The sequence below is a fragment of the Microbacterium sp. LCT-H2 genome (assembly GCF_001866135.1).
Classification (GTDB): domain Bacteria; phylum Actinomycetota; class Actinomycetes; order Actinomycetales; family Microbacteriaceae; genus Microbacterium.
Genome location: NZ_MODW01000001.1, coordinates 183,899 through 196,461, shown reverse-complemented (window position 1 = coordinate 196,461; position 12,563 = coordinate 183,899). Strand labels below are relative to the sequence as shown.

General features: G+C 70.9%; 15 protein-coding genes. 1 reads left to right on the top strand and 14 read right to left on the bottom strand.

Annotation, left to right across the window (positions count from 1 at the left end):
- Window positions 1-2 precede the first annotated feature (2 nt).
- The 12 genes from csrA to BK819_RS00850 all read right to left on the bottom strand — a co-directional run bounded on the left by csrA (window position 3) and on the right by BK819_RS00850 (window position 9,228).
- Window positions 3-254, bottom strand: a complete 252-nt coding sequence (gene csrA, locus BK819_RS00905; protein ID WP_025104370.1) for a carbon storage regulator CsrA — start codon at window positions 252-254, stop codon at window positions 3-5.
- Between the two features lie 4 nt (window positions 255-258).
- The gene (locus BK819_RS00900; RefSeq protein ID WP_071327511.1) at window positions 259-2,322 is read right to left on the bottom strand and encodes a flagellar biosynthesis protein FlhA; all 2,064 of its coding nucleotides are present in this window, start codon (window positions 2,320-2,322) and stop codon (window positions 259-261) included.
- Complete coding sequence (locus tag BK819_RS00895) at window positions 2,319-3,410, bottom strand: flagellar biosynthesis protein FlhB (RefSeq protein ID WP_071327510.1); 1,092 nt, start codon at window positions 3,408-3,410, stop codon at window positions 2,319-2,321. The genes BK819_RS00900 and BK819_RS00895 overlap by 4 nt, the downstream gene beginning before the upstream one ends.
- Window positions 3,407-4,168 carry a flagellar biosynthetic protein FliR gene (locus BK819_RS00890; protein ID WP_071327509.1) on the bottom strand — a complete coding sequence of 254 codons (762 nt, stop codon included), beginning with the start codon at window positions 4,166-4,168 and terminating at the stop codon, window positions 3,407-3,409. The genes BK819_RS00895 and BK819_RS00890 overlap by 4 nt, the downstream gene beginning before the upstream one ends.
- A gap of 4 nt (window positions 4,169-4,172) precedes the next feature.
- On the bottom strand, window positions 4,173-4,445 hold the full coding sequence (gene fliQ, locus BK819_RS00885; RefSeq protein WP_025104366.1) for a flagellar biosynthesis protein FliQ: 273 nt from the start codon (window positions 4,443-4,445) through the stop codon (window positions 4,173-4,175).
- On the bottom strand, window positions 4,442-5,251 hold the full coding sequence (gene fliP, locus BK819_RS00880) for a flagellar type III secretion system pore protein FliP (RefSeq protein WP_071327508.1): 810 nt from the start codon (window positions 5,249-5,251) through the stop codon (window positions 4,442-4,444). Before fliP ends, fliQ begins: the two co-directional genes overlap by 4 nt.
- Window positions 5,248-5,658, bottom strand: coding sequence for a flagellar biosynthetic protein FliO (locus BK819_RS00875; RefSeq protein WP_256209376.1), 411 nt, complete (start codon window positions 5,656-5,658; stop codon window positions 5,248-5,250). Before BK819_RS00875 ends, fliP begins: the two co-directional genes overlap by 4 nt.
- A 71-nt stretch (window positions 5,659-5,729) precedes the next feature.
- The gene (gene fliN / locus BK819_RS00870) at window positions 5,730-6,389 is read right to left on the bottom strand and encodes a flagellar motor switch protein FliN (protein WP_071327506.1); all 660 of its coding nucleotides are present in this window, start codon (window positions 6,387-6,389) and stop codon (window positions 5,730-5,732) included.
- Window positions 6,386-7,306 (bottom strand): flagellar motor switch protein FliM, encoded by a 921-nt coding sequence (locus tag BK819_RS00865; protein ID WP_071327505.1) that lies wholly within the window; start codon window positions 7,304-7,306, stop codon window positions 6,386-6,388. Before BK819_RS00865 ends, fliN begins: the two co-directional genes overlap by 4 nt.
- A gap of 49 nt (window positions 7,307-7,355) precedes the next feature.
- Complete coding sequence (locus BK819_RS00860) at window positions 7,356-8,165, bottom strand: flagellar motor protein MotB (protein WP_071327504.1); 810 nt, start codon at window positions 8,163-8,165, stop codon at window positions 7,356-7,358.
- Window positions 8,162-8,974, bottom strand: a complete 813-nt coding sequence (locus tag BK819_RS00855) for a motility protein A (RefSeq protein ID WP_071327503.1) — start codon at window positions 8,972-8,974, stop codon at window positions 8,162-8,164. The genes BK819_RS00860 and BK819_RS00855 overlap by 4 nt, the downstream gene beginning before the upstream one ends.
- A complete protein-coding gene (locus BK819_RS00850) occupies window positions 8,974-9,228 on the bottom strand; it encodes a flagellar FlbD family protein (RefSeq protein WP_071327502.1) in 255 nt (84 codons plus the stop codon). The genes BK819_RS00855 and BK819_RS00850 overlap by 1 nt, the downstream gene beginning before the upstream one ends.
- Before the next feature lie 218 nt (window positions 9,229-9,446).
- On the opposite strand from BK819_RS00850, the gene BK819_RS00845 reads away from it, so the two are divergent.
- Entirely contained in the window at window positions 9,447-10,820 is a 1,374-nt protein-coding gene (locus tag BK819_RS00845; RefSeq protein WP_071328041.1) for a M23 family metallopeptidase, read from the top strand.
- 93 nt (window positions 10,821-10,913) lie between these two features.
- Here BK819_RS00845 and BK819_RS00840 read toward each other — a convergent pair whose 3' ends face one another.
- Window positions 10,914-12,074 (bottom strand): flagellar hook protein FlgE, encoded by a 1,161-nt coding sequence (locus BK819_RS00840; RefSeq protein ID WP_060923655.1) that lies wholly within the window; start codon window positions 12,072-12,074, stop codon window positions 10,914-10,916.
- A 25-nt stretch (window positions 12,075-12,099) separates the two neighbouring features.
- Window positions 12,100-12,558, bottom strand: coding sequence for a flagellar hook assembly protein FlgD (locus tag BK819_RS00835; RefSeq protein WP_071327501.1), 459 nt, complete (start codon window positions 12,556-12,558; stop codon window positions 12,100-12,102).
- Window positions 12,559-12,563 lie beyond the last annotated feature (5 nt).

Sequence of the window (12,563 nt, the reverse complement as noted above, 5' to 3'; positions counted from 1 at the left end):
GCCTAGGGGGTCTGCTTCTCGCGCCCCCGCGCGAGTGCCGCGGTGATCGCGTCGGCGGCGCTCGCGTCGGTGTCGGCGGCCGCGGAGACGTTCTCGGCGACGACGGCCTCGATGATCTCGGTGCGCTGGATGCGGGTCTCCCGCGGGGCCTTGACGCCGATGCGCACGCTGTCGCCCTTGATGTCGAGCAGCGTGACCTCGATCTCGCCGTCGATGCGCACGCTCTCACCGATCCGCCTCGTCAACACCAGCATTCGTTCAGCCTACTGGTGCGGAGGGGGCGGCCCCCAGCGACGCGGTGGAGGAGTCGCGGACCACGCCGATCGTCTCGATCGTCAGCGATGCGGACGTCGCCTCGGTGTAGGACAGGACGGGGAGGCCGTCGGTCTGCGCCGACACGAGCCGTCGCACGGCCGGACGCAGCGACGGGGCGCATACGAGCACCGGTTCACCGCCATCCGTCTGCGTGGCCACGGCCTGCTTCACCGACGCGATCACCGCTTCCATCCGCGGCGGGTCGAAGACGATCTGCGAGCCCTCGTCGCCGGGACGGAGGCTCTCCAGCATGGCCTGCTCCAGCAGCGGCGCGATCATGACGACGCGGAGAGTGCCGTCCTCCGCGAAGCGGGAGGCGATGGCCGGCCCCAGTGCGGCGCGGGCGGCCTCGATCAGTCCCTCCGGGTCGGTCGAGACCTTGGCACGCAGCGCGAGCGCCTCGTAGATGCGGCTGAGGTCGTTGATCGGCACACGTTCGGCGAGCAGCCCCTGCAGCACCCGCTGGACCTCCGCGAGCGACAGCAGCGCGGGCGTGAGCTCCTCGACCGCCGACGGCGAGACCTGCTTGAGCGCGTCGGTGAGCTGGCGCACGTCCTCCCGGGTGAGCAGCCGGGCGGCGTGCGTCTGGATCACGCTCGACAGGTGCGTGATGATGACGCTCGCCCTGTCGATCACCGTGGCCCCGGCGAACTCCGCGCTGTGTCGCATCTCCATCGGGATCCACTTGCCCTCGAGGCCGAACACCGGGTCCAGGGCGGCGGTCCCCGGCAGGCTGTCCAGACCCTGTCCGAGTGCCAGCACCGATCCGGTCGGCGCGGTGCCCCGCCCGGTCTCGACGCCGGCGATGCGGATGACGTAGGTGGCCTGGGGGAGTTCGATGCTGTCCCTGGTGCGCACGGGCGGCGTGACCAGGCCGAGGTCGAGCGCGATGCGGCGCCGCAGCGCCTTCACCCTGGCGAGGAGGTCGTCGGGGCCGCCGGTCACCAGATCCACGATGTCCGGCGCGAGGAGGATCTCCAGGGGGTGCACCCGCATGCGCTCGATGAGCTCTTCCGGCTGGTCTGCGGGCACCGGAGCGGGGGCCAGCGCGGCCTCCGCCTCCTCCCGCTTGCGCGTCGCGGTGATGCGCTGGGCGATCAGGAGAAGCAGGGCGCCGATCGCCAGGAACGGGAGCATCGGCATGTGCGGGATGAGCGACATCACGATGGCTGCGGATCCGGCGATGATGAGGGCGTTGCGCGACTGGCCGAGCTGCGTCGACGCCGCCGTGCCCATCTCGGCCTCGGCGGTCGAGCGGGTGACGATCATGCCGGTCGAGACCGCCATGAGCAGGGCGGGGATCTGGGTGACCAGGCCGTCGCCGATCGTGAGCAGGCTGTACGTGCTGACGGCCTGGTCGATCGACATGCCGTGCTGGACGAGGCCGATCGCGATGCCGCCCACGAGGTTGATGATGATGATCACGAGTCCGGCGATCGCGTCGCCCTTGACGAACTTGGAGGCGCCGTCCATCGCGCCGTAGAAGTCGGACTCGGCGGCCACCTCCGCCCGACGCTCCCTGGCCTCGGTGTCGCTGATGAGACCGGCGTTGAGATCGGCGTCGATGGCCATCTGCTTGCCCGGCATCGCGTCGAGCGTGAACCGGGCGCCGACCTCGGCCACGCGTTCTGCACCCTTGGTGACCACCACGAACTGGATGACGACGAGGATGAGGAAGACCACGGCGCCGATGATGAGCGAGCCGCCCACCGCGATCGCCCCGAACGCCTCGATCACCTGTCCCGCGTACGCCTCGCCGAGGACGAGGCGGGTGGAGGCGACGTTGAGCCCCAGCCGGAACAGCGTCGCCACGAGCAGCAGCGAGGGGAACACCGAGAAGTCGAGCGGCTTCTTCACGAACATCGACGTGAGCAGGATCACCAGCGCGAACATGATGTTGAGGATGATCAGCACGTCGAGCAGGAACGGCGGCACCGGGACGACGAGCAGCATGATGATGCCGACGACGCCGATCGGCACCCCGAGCGTGGTGAGAAGCTTCTTCATACGGTCCTCCGGTAGGGGAGCGAGTGGATGCCGCGGGCGGCGCCTCGGCGCCGGAGCGCGTCGACGAACACGAGGACCCGTGCCACGGCGTTGTAGAGGTCTTCGGGGATCTCCTGACCCAGCTCGCAGGCGGCGTGCAGAGCGCGGGCGAGGGTGATGTCGCGGACCAGCGGGACGCCCGACTCGAGCGCCTTCTCGCGGATCCGCTCGGCGATGACGCCGCTGCCCTTCGCGACGACCCGCGGGGCGGACGTGCCGGGGTCGTACTCCAGGGCGATGGCGATGTGCGTGGGGTTGACGACAACGACGTCGGAACCGGCGACCGCGGCGATCATGCGGTTGCGGCTCACGGCGAGCTGGCGCGACCGGCGCTGCTGGCGGATGAGCGGGTCGCCCTCGGAGTTCTTGTTCTCGTCGCGCACCTCGCGCTTGGTCATGCGCGTGTGCTTGCGGTTGCGGCGCATGACGACGAACAGGTCGATCGCGGCGAGCACCAGACCCACGGCGATGGCGGTCTGCAGCAGTGCCGCGGTGCCGTCCGCCGCGGTGCCGAGCAGCCGGGAGACCGAATGGGCGCCGCTCGCCGTGAGCACGGGCATGAGCCCGGAGATGACGACCCACAGGGCGAGGGCGATGGCGGCCGTCTTCAGCAGCGCCTTCGCCCCCTCCCACAGCGCCTGCAGGCCGAACACGCGCCGCACTCCGGAGACGAGGTTGAACTGCTCGTAGCGCCCTGACAGCTTCCGCAGGTGCACGCCGCCCTGCACCACCGCGCCGAACAGCGTCACGATCGCGACCGCCGCCAGCAGCGCTCCCAGCGTGGGCAGCACCGAGGCGAGGGCCCGCCCCAGGGCGGCGAGGGCGGCTTCCGGAGAGGGCGCCTGCATGAGTCCGGCGAGGGTCACCAGCTGCTCGGTGCCGGCGGCCGTGCCCGCGGCGATGGCGGCCGGCATCATGACGGCGGCGGCGCCGATGCCGAGCCATGCCGTGAGGTCCTGACTGCGGGCGATCCGCCCCTTCTGCCTGGCCTCGCGGAGGTGCTTCTCGGTGGCCTTCTCGCTGCGCTCGCCGCTGTCCGATCCGCTCACGGCGTCACCCCCTGCATCAGGCGGAACGCCTGGGTGGCGAGGGCGTCGACGATGCCGGGGAACGCGACGTACACGGCGCCCGCGAGCAGGAGGGTGAGGAGGATCTTGACGGGGAAGCCCATCGCGAAGGCGTTGAGCGCCGGCGCCACGCGCGTGATGAGCCCGAGCCCGACGTCGGCGAGGAAGAGCACGAGGACGAGCGGGCCCGCGATCTGCACGGCCGCCAGCACCATCTGGGACACCCCGTCCACGAGCAGCTCCGTCGGTCCCGCCACGCGGAAGATGCCGTCGACCGGCACCGCGTCGAAGCTGCGGGCGAGCCCGGCGAGGATGAGCTGATAGCCGCCGGAGGCGAACAGCAGCGTCAGCGCGGTGAGGTGGAACAGCCGGGTGAACTGCGCGCCGTTGACCATCGCCGCCGGATCGAAGGCCTGGGCGAGCTGGAATCCGCCGAACACGTCGATCAGGCTGCCCGCGGCCTGCACCGCGGAGAAGCACAGCAGCACGAGGAACCCGAGCAGGGCGCCCGTGAGGAGCTGGATCACGAGCGCGCCGAGGAACGGCCCGGTGTCCAGGCTCTCGTACCCGGGTGCGACGGCAGCCCCCACCGCGAGCGACAGTCCGATCGAGAGCATCGCCTTCACGCGCACCGGGATCGCGCCGTACGAGAACGGCGGGGCGATCATGATGAACGCCGTGATCCGCACAGCGGCAAGCAGGGTGGCCTCCAGCCACGCGAAGTCGATCGGGATGAACACGGGCTCATCCGCTCAACAGCGACGGGATGCGGGCGAACATCTCGTTCGTGAAGGCGATGATCTCGGCGATCATCCAGTTCCCCGCGATGAGCAGGGCGATGCCCACCGCGACGATCTTCGGCACGAACGACAGCGTCACCTCCTGCACCTGGGTGATGGACTGCAGCAGCGAGATCGCGAAGCCCACCACGAGGGCCGTGATCAGCATCGGGGCGGCGAGCTTGGCGGCGATCAGCAGGCCCTGGGCACCGATGTCGAGGACGGCTTCGGGACTCATCCCACACCTCCGTAGCTCTCCAGGAGCGCTTTGATGATGAGCCCCCACCCGTCGACGAGGATGAACAGCAGGATCTTGAACGGCAGCGAGATCATGACCGGCGGGAGCATCATCATGCCCATCGACATCAGCGCCGCCGCCACGACGAGGTCGATCACGAGGAACGGCACGAAGATCACGAAGCCGATGATGAAGGCCGCCCGCAGCTCCGAGATCATGAACGCCGGGATGAGCGTGTACATCGGCACGCTCGCGGCGTCCTCCGGGTTGTCCTGCCCGGCCATCCGGGTCATCAGCGCGAGGTCTTCCTCGCGCGTGTAGTGCAGCATCCACTCCCGCAGGGGGGCCTGCCCGACGTCCACGGCCTGCGTGAACGTGAGCGCGCCGTCGATGTACGGCTGCACGGCCAGTGTGTTGATCTCTGTCAGGACCGGCCACATGATGAACAGCGACAGGAACAGCGACAGGCCCGCGAGCACCTGGTTCGGCGGGATCGTCGGGAGCGACAGCGCGTTCCTCGTCATGGCGAGCACGACGAAGATCTTCGTGAACGACGTCATCATCAGCAGCAGCGCAGGGGCCACCGACAGGAGCGTGATCCCCAGCAGGGTGAGGATCGAGCCGGAGGGGCCGCCGTCGATGCCGTTGATGTCGATCGTCACACCCTCGCCGTCGTCCGGGGTGACCTCCGCGTGCGCGGCGGTGCCGGTGAGGGCGATCAGGACGACGGCGAGGAGGATCGCGACCGCGACGAGGACGAGCAGCCGCGAGGCGCGACCGCGATCGACGGCACGGGTCGCGGTCATCGTGCGCGCCGCAGGGCCTCGGCGGTCTGCCGCCAGGTGTCGGGGGAGAGGATGGAGCCGCGGAGCGGGTCGTTGCGGTGCCGCACGCGGCGACGGAGCTCCGGGACCGGGGCGACCGCCGGGGGCGCGCTCGTGAGTGCGGCGGCGGCGAGGATGCGGTCGAACTCGGCGTCGTCGGCCGTGCGGGTGGCCGGCGGGCGTGCCTCCTCGGACGCGGAGGGCTCCGGCCGCAGGGGCAGCCGGTCGACGACGCTCACACCGTGCTCGGTGACCCCGAGCACGTAACGGGCATCGTCGGTCTGCACGACCACGAGCTGCGCTTTCGGGCCGATGCCCTGCCGCCCGAGCACCGTGATCGCCTCGGCGTCGCGGCGCCGCGCCTGGGTCTTCGAGACCCGGCGCTGCAGGAACCAGAGCAGCCCGAGGACGGCGGCGAGCGACAGCCCGACCCGCAGCGCGAGCAGGAGGTCGTCCAGGGTCAGGCCTCGACGTTCTCGAGGATGCGGGTGATCCGCACCGCGTAGTCCTGGTCGACGACGACGACCTCGCCATGCGCGATCGTGCGGCCGTTGAGCTTGACGTCGGCGGGGGCGCCCGCGGAGCGATCGAGCTCCACGATGCGACCGGGCTCGAGGTCGAGCACGTCGCGGACCGCCATGCGGGTGCGGCCGATCTCGACCGTGAGCTCCATCTCGACACCCGCGATGCGGTGCAGGCGGCCGTCGGCTCCGGTCGGACGCGCCGGTCGATGCGTGATCCGGACCGCGAGCCGGCCGATGGTGCGCTCGGTGTGGTCGACGAGGTCGAAGAGCTGGGTCTGCGGGTCGGCGAACACGGCCGAGGCGTCGCCGACCGCGGCCTCGCCGAGCAGCCCGGGACCGAGGGCGGTCGCGGCGGCCTCGAGCGCATCCAGCAGCCGGTCGGTGAGCGGACGGTCCCTGAGACCGTCGACGAGGACGTCGGCATCGAGGAGCTGCACGGCGAGCTGGGCGCTCGCCTCGCCCACGAACTGCGCGACGACCGCCTCGCCGGTGTCGCCGGACACCTGGGAGGCGCGGGCGGTGACCGGTGCGGCGGTGGGCAGTCGCGCCGCGAACGCGGCGGCGACGGCGGACTCGTAGGCGGTGGTGCTGATCACGCGGACTCCTGAGCGGGGGCGGTTTCGGGGACGGTGGCGGTCACGACGCAGGCGAGGCGGGCGCCGGCGCTCCCGACGGCCGCAGTCGCGACGGTCTGGTCGCCGACGGTGAGGAGCATCGGGCGGTCGGCGGCGTGCGGCAGGGGCAGCAGATCCCCGACGGCGAGATCGAGCACCTCGCGGGGGAGCACGCTCCGCGGCGCCAGCCGGAGGGCGATCTCGACCGGAGTCGACTCCACCTGGCGGCGCACGAGGCCAGGGGTCTCGGACCGGTCGGCGTCGGAGGCCCGCACCGCGAACCCGGCGAGCACCGAGGCGGGCAGCATGATGCTCGCCGGCACCGTCCGACCGCCGTGGCGCATCGACAGCCGGGCCACGATCACCGGCTCCCCGGCGGCGGCGACCTGCGCGAACTGGGAGCTGTACTGAATGCCGGCGACGGCGACGCCGGCAGGCAGCAGGCCGTCGAGGCTGCTGGTGAGGTGATCGATCGCGTCTCCGATCAACGACCGGATCAGGGCCTGCTCGATCGGCGTGAACGTGCGGTCCTCGGCGGTGGTGGTGACCCTGCCGCCGACCATCTGCACGATCCAGGACGTCGCGGTCGGGATCGGAACCTGCACGATCAGACGCTCGTCGGAGTCCGGCAGCGCGCACACGATCATGGTCGTCGTCGTCGGCAGCGACTGTGCGTACTCGCCGTACGTGAGCATGCCGACGTGCTCGACGGCGATGGTCGCGCGCACGTGGATCTTGCCGCTGAGCTGGGCCGACCACTGACGCGCGAACGTCTCGAACGCGAGTTCCAGGGTGCGGGCGTGCTCGCGCGACAGCGTCGCCGCGCGTCCGAAGTCGTAGACCTCGACGTCGGCGGTCGCCGTCTCCGCGCGCACTCGCGAGCGCACGCCGTCATCCATCACCACGAACCCGACTATCGGGCGGTGATCGGCGTGCGTTAGGGGCGGGTCAGGGGGAGGTCTGCGCGGCACCCGCGGCCGGGATCAGCGCTCGCACCTCCTCGCTGGCGTCGGAGAGGATGACGATGTCCACGCGGCGGTTCTCCGCGAGCTGCTCGGGGGTGCTTCCGGCGGCCACCGGACGGGTGTCGCCGAAGCCGACGGACTTGAGGTGGGCCGGCGGCAGTCCGGCTGCCTCCACGAGGTAGCGCAGCACCTGGGTGGAGCGTCCGGCGGAAAGCTCCCAGTTGGTGGGGAACGGCGCGACCGACCCGCGGGCGTCGGCGTGCCCCTCCACGGAGATCTCGTTCGGGGCGGAGATGAGGACGGACCCCAGGGCGTCGAGCACCTGCGTCGCGGCCGGGCTGAGATCGGTGCTGTTGGTGGTGAAGAACGTCTCCGCGCTCACGAGCCCGATCGTCAGCCCGCGCTCGTCGATGGTGAACGTGACGTCGGTCTCCAATCCGCGCTCGGCGAGAACCTGGCGCAGCCGCTCGCGCAGCGCGGACAGCTCGTCGAACTCGCGCTGCGCCGCCTCCAGACCCGTGTCCGCGAAGTCCTCGCCCTCGTCGTCGATGAGCTCCGGAGGCACGACCACGCCGCTGGTCACGTCGACGTCGTCCGAGGGCTCCTGCCCGAAACCCGTCGCGAGCGAGGCGCTGAGGGCCTCGAACTTCTCCTGGTCCACGGTCGACATCGCGAACAGCACGATGAACATGCACATGAGCACCGTCACCATGTCGAGGTACGACGCCATCCAGCGCTCGTCCGGTCCGCTGTGCTCGGACTCCTGGACACGGCGTCGGGTGCGCACGCTCATGAGAAGAGGTCCTCGTGCGCCTCCGTCTCCGCGGGCTGCTCGCGCCGGCGGGAGCGGCCGGGGGAGCGGTCGGAGACGAGCGCGCTCAGACGTTCGCGGACGTGGGCGGGGGCGGCGCCGGCCTGGACGGCGAGCATGCCCTCCATCAGTACCGTCATGCGCTCCAGCTCCAGCTCACCGAGGCGCTGCAGGCGGCCGCCGATCGGGAGCCAGATGAAGTTCGCCGACAGCAGGCCCCACAGCGTCGCGACGAAGGCCGCGGCGATCATGGGTCCGAGGGTGTCCGGCTTGTCGAGCTTCTCGAGCACATGGGTGAGGCTGACCACGGTGCCGATGATGCCGACGGTGGGGGCGAATCCGCCGAGGGTCATGTAGAAGCGTGAGGCGGTGCGGTTCCGGGCGGCGGTCGAGGTGAGCTCGTCCTCGAGAAGCACCCGCAGATCCTCCGCGTCGGTGCCGTCGGCGATGCTCTGCAGGGCCTGCCGCAGGAACGGATCCTTCTCCTCGTCCAGGCCCTGCTCCAGCGCGAGCAGACCCTCGGAGCGTGCTTTCTCCGCATAGCCGACCACGGTGTCGATCGTGCTCTGGGCGGTGCGCCGCTCACCGCGGAAAGCGCGCGGGAGCGACTTCACGGCGTGCAGCGCGTCGCGCAGCGTGCCGCTGGCGAGGCCGACCGCGATCGTGGCGCCGAAGACGAGCACCATGGGCGCGGGCAGCAGGAGCGACCCGACCGTCGCGCCCTCCAGGTTGATCATGGCGATCAGGGCGCCGAACGCGAGGACGAGCCCGAGGATGAGGGACGGATCCATCAGGAATCCCCTCCTGCGACGGGAGCGCCGGGTCGGACGTCCTCGGTGCCAGCGGCGACCAGCGCCGCCGCGGTCGCGAGGACGCCGGCGCGGAAGCGGGTGATGCGGGCGATCACGTCGTCCATCGTCTCCGTGACGACGAAGGTCGCGCCGTCGACCATCATGATCGTCGTGTCCGGCGTGGCCTGGACACGTTCGATCAGGTCGGGGTTCACCGCGAACCGGGAACGGTTCAGGCGCGTGAGGACGATCATGGGCTCCATCCTGGAAAAAGCTCGCCCCGCCCGAGAGCGGGGAACCGACGGCCCGTCCTGGGCTGTCGGAGAGGACTGTCGGCCGGGCGCTGCGCCGCGTTAGCGCGGGGTCGGGACCGGAGGGGAACTTTCTCACGGCGGGCGCGTCGTCGCCGATAGGGACCAGGGGCGGGGGACGATGAGCAGCGGGCGAAGGGAGCCTTGTGCGGGATCGGAACGTGGAGAAGGCCGCGGCGACGGCGGCCGAGGAGTGCGGCTGCGCGCCGACGGCAGCCGAGCGCGGCGCGCTGTGGAACCAGCCGGTCAGCCGGCGCCATGCCTTCGGGATCGGCGCGCTGGGAGTGGTCGCGCTCGCCGCCTTCGGCGTCGGCTCGGGCGTCACCGCCGCGCACGCCGCGTCTTACCCGAGCTGGGACGACGTCCAGCGGGCGAAGAGCAACGAAGCGGCCAAGGCCGGCGAGGTCACCCGTATCCAGGGGCTGATCCAGTCGCTCGAGCGCAAGGTCGCCGAGACGCAGGCGGCCGCACAGGTCGCGTCGGATGAGTTCTACGAGGCGCAGCAGGCGTACTTCGCGGCGATCACGGAGGCGGAGACGCTGCAGGCTCAGGCCGATGAGCAGGCGGCGCTCGCCGACGAGACTGCGAAGAAGGCCGGTCAGGTCGCCGCCCAGCTCTACCGCAGTGGCGGCGACGACACCGCCCTGGAGCTGTTCTTCGCGGGATCGGGCGCCAACGCCGATGAGCTGCTGTCGCGCCTCGGCACGATGAACAAGTTCCTCGAGTACAACCAGACGACCTACGACAACGCCGTCTCGGCGCGCGACACCGCCCAGGCGCTGACGGCTCAGGCCGACGTCGCCCGGGACGAGCGCGACCGCCTGCAGCAGGTCGCCGAGCAGAAGATGGTCGCGGCGCAGCAGGCGGCGGACGCCGCGCAGGCGGCGCTCGACGAGCAGGCGGCGAACCTCGAGACCCTCAAGGCCCAGCTCGCGGCGCTCAAGGACACCACGACCAAGACGGTCGCGGGGTACCAGGCGGGTGTCGAGGCGCGACGGCGGGAAGAGGAAGCCCGGCGCAAGCGCGAGGCAGCGGCGGCGGCCGCGGCTGCTGCCGCCGCCGGCCGGGGGACCAGCGGCGGTGGTGGTGGCGGTGGTGGCGGCGGCTCGGCCGGCAGCGGCGGCTGGGTACGTCCGCACGGCGGCGCACGCAGTTCGAGCTACGGGCCGCGCACCCCCATCTGCGGTCCTCAGGGATGCTCGTCGAGCTTCCACTACGGTGCGGATCTCGCCAACGGCTGTGGGGCCGCGATCTACGCCGCCAACTCCGGCACGGTCGACTACGCGGGACCGAACGGGAACTACGGCAACTACATCCGCATCCAGCACGGCGGCGGCATCAGCACCGGGTACGCGCACATCAAGCCGGGCGGCATCAACGTGCGCAGCGGCCAGTGGGTGCGCTCCGGTCAGGTCATCGCGTATGCCGGCGACACCGGCCGCTCGTTCGGCTGCCACCTGCACTTCGAGGTCTACATCAACGGCGGGTACACGAACCCCGTGCGTTTCATGGAGCAGCGCGGCATCTACGTCTGACCCTGCCGAGACCCCGCTTTCGCGCCGAGGCCCCGCCATATCCACGTGGATACGGCGGGGCCTCGGCGCGAAAGCGGGGTCTCGCGGAAGAGGTCAGCGCTTGAGGTTCGTGAGCTCCTGCAACACCTCGTCGCTCGTGGTGATGATGCGGGCGTTCGCCTGGAAACCGCGCTGCGCGACGATGAGGTTGGTGAACTCCTGCGAGAGGTCGACGTTCGACATCTCGAGCGCGCCGCTGATGATGCCGCCGAGACCGCCGGTGCCGGGCTGTCCGAGCTCGGCCTGACCGGAGTTGCCGCTCGGGCGGAACTGCGAGGAGCCGACCTTCTCCAGGCCCCCGGGGTTCACGAACCCGGCCAGCGCGATGCGGGCCAGCACCTGGGTGTCGCCGTTGCTGAACGTGCCGACGAGGCTGCCGTCGTTCGTCAGCGCGTAGGAGCTCAGCGTGCCGGCCGGCTTGCCGTTCTGCTCCTTGATCGCGATGTCGCTGACATCGGCGAAGCCAGTCACACCGGAGAGGTCGACGGTGACGCCGCCCGAGACGATGCTCCCGGCGCCGTTCTGCACACCGTCGGTGAACGTCAGTGCGGTGCTCGCGCCCGCGCCGTCGGTGACGTCCCAGCCGGTTGCGCTGCGGGTGAACGTCAGCCGCAGGGTGGACGCGGAGCCGTCGGCGCCGTAGGTCTTGATGTCGCGCACGAGCGTCTCGCCGACCGCTGCCCCCGAGGGCAGGTTGCCGGTGGCCCGTGCCGTGGTGGTGGCGGCGGCCGGGCTGAGGGCGCCCACCGGGAGGGTGATGTCGCCGATGCCCTGACCGGGGACGATCGCGCCGTTGCGGGCGGTCCAGCCCTGGACGAGCGCTCCGCCGGCACCGACGAGTCGGCCGCTCGCGTCGAACGTGAAGCCGCCGTTGCGGGTGTACAGCGTCTCGCCGCCGGAGCGGACGACGAAGAAGCCGTCACCCGAGATCATCAGGTCGGTGGGCACGCCGGTCGGCTGCGGGGCGCCTCCCGCGAAGTTGGTGCTGATGCCGGCGACCTGCACGCCCAGCCCGACCTGGGCGGGGTTCTGTCCACCCGTCGCCTGCTGCGGCAGCATCGAGTTGCGCAGGAGCTGGGAGAGGGAGTCCTGGAACTGCACGGAGGACGCCTTGAAGCCGGTCGTGTTGACGTTGGCGATGTTGTTGCCCGTGACGTCGAGCATGGTCTGGTGCGAGCGGAGTCCGGAGATTCCGGAGAACAGCGAACGGAGCATGGTGGTGCCTTTCTGGGGAGCGGGGTCAGGCAGCGGTGCCGGGGACGAGGGAGACGCCGGAGACGGCGTCGAGGGGGATCGACTTCTCGCCGATGGTCACGGTCGGGATGGCTCCCGCATAGGAGACCGCGGTGACGATGCCCTTCTGGGTGACGCCGTCGGCATCGACGTACTGCGCCTCCTGCCCGAGGAGGGCGGCGGCGGTCTGACGCATGCTGAGGGCGAAGCTCTCGGTGCTGGTCGAGGCGAGCGCCGTCAGCTGCTCCATGGAGGCCAGCTGCGTGGTCTGCGAGATCATCTCGTTGGTGTTCATCGGCGAGCTCGGATCCTGATTGGTGAGCTGGGTCACGAGCAGCTTGAGGAACACCTCGGAGTCGAGGGTCTTCTTGCGCTCGGCCGCCGGCGTCGTGCTGCCGGTCTGCACGCCGGACGTCGGCGTGGCACCCGGGGGCAGGGTCCCGGTGATGGAGTCGACCGTGGTCATGGAGT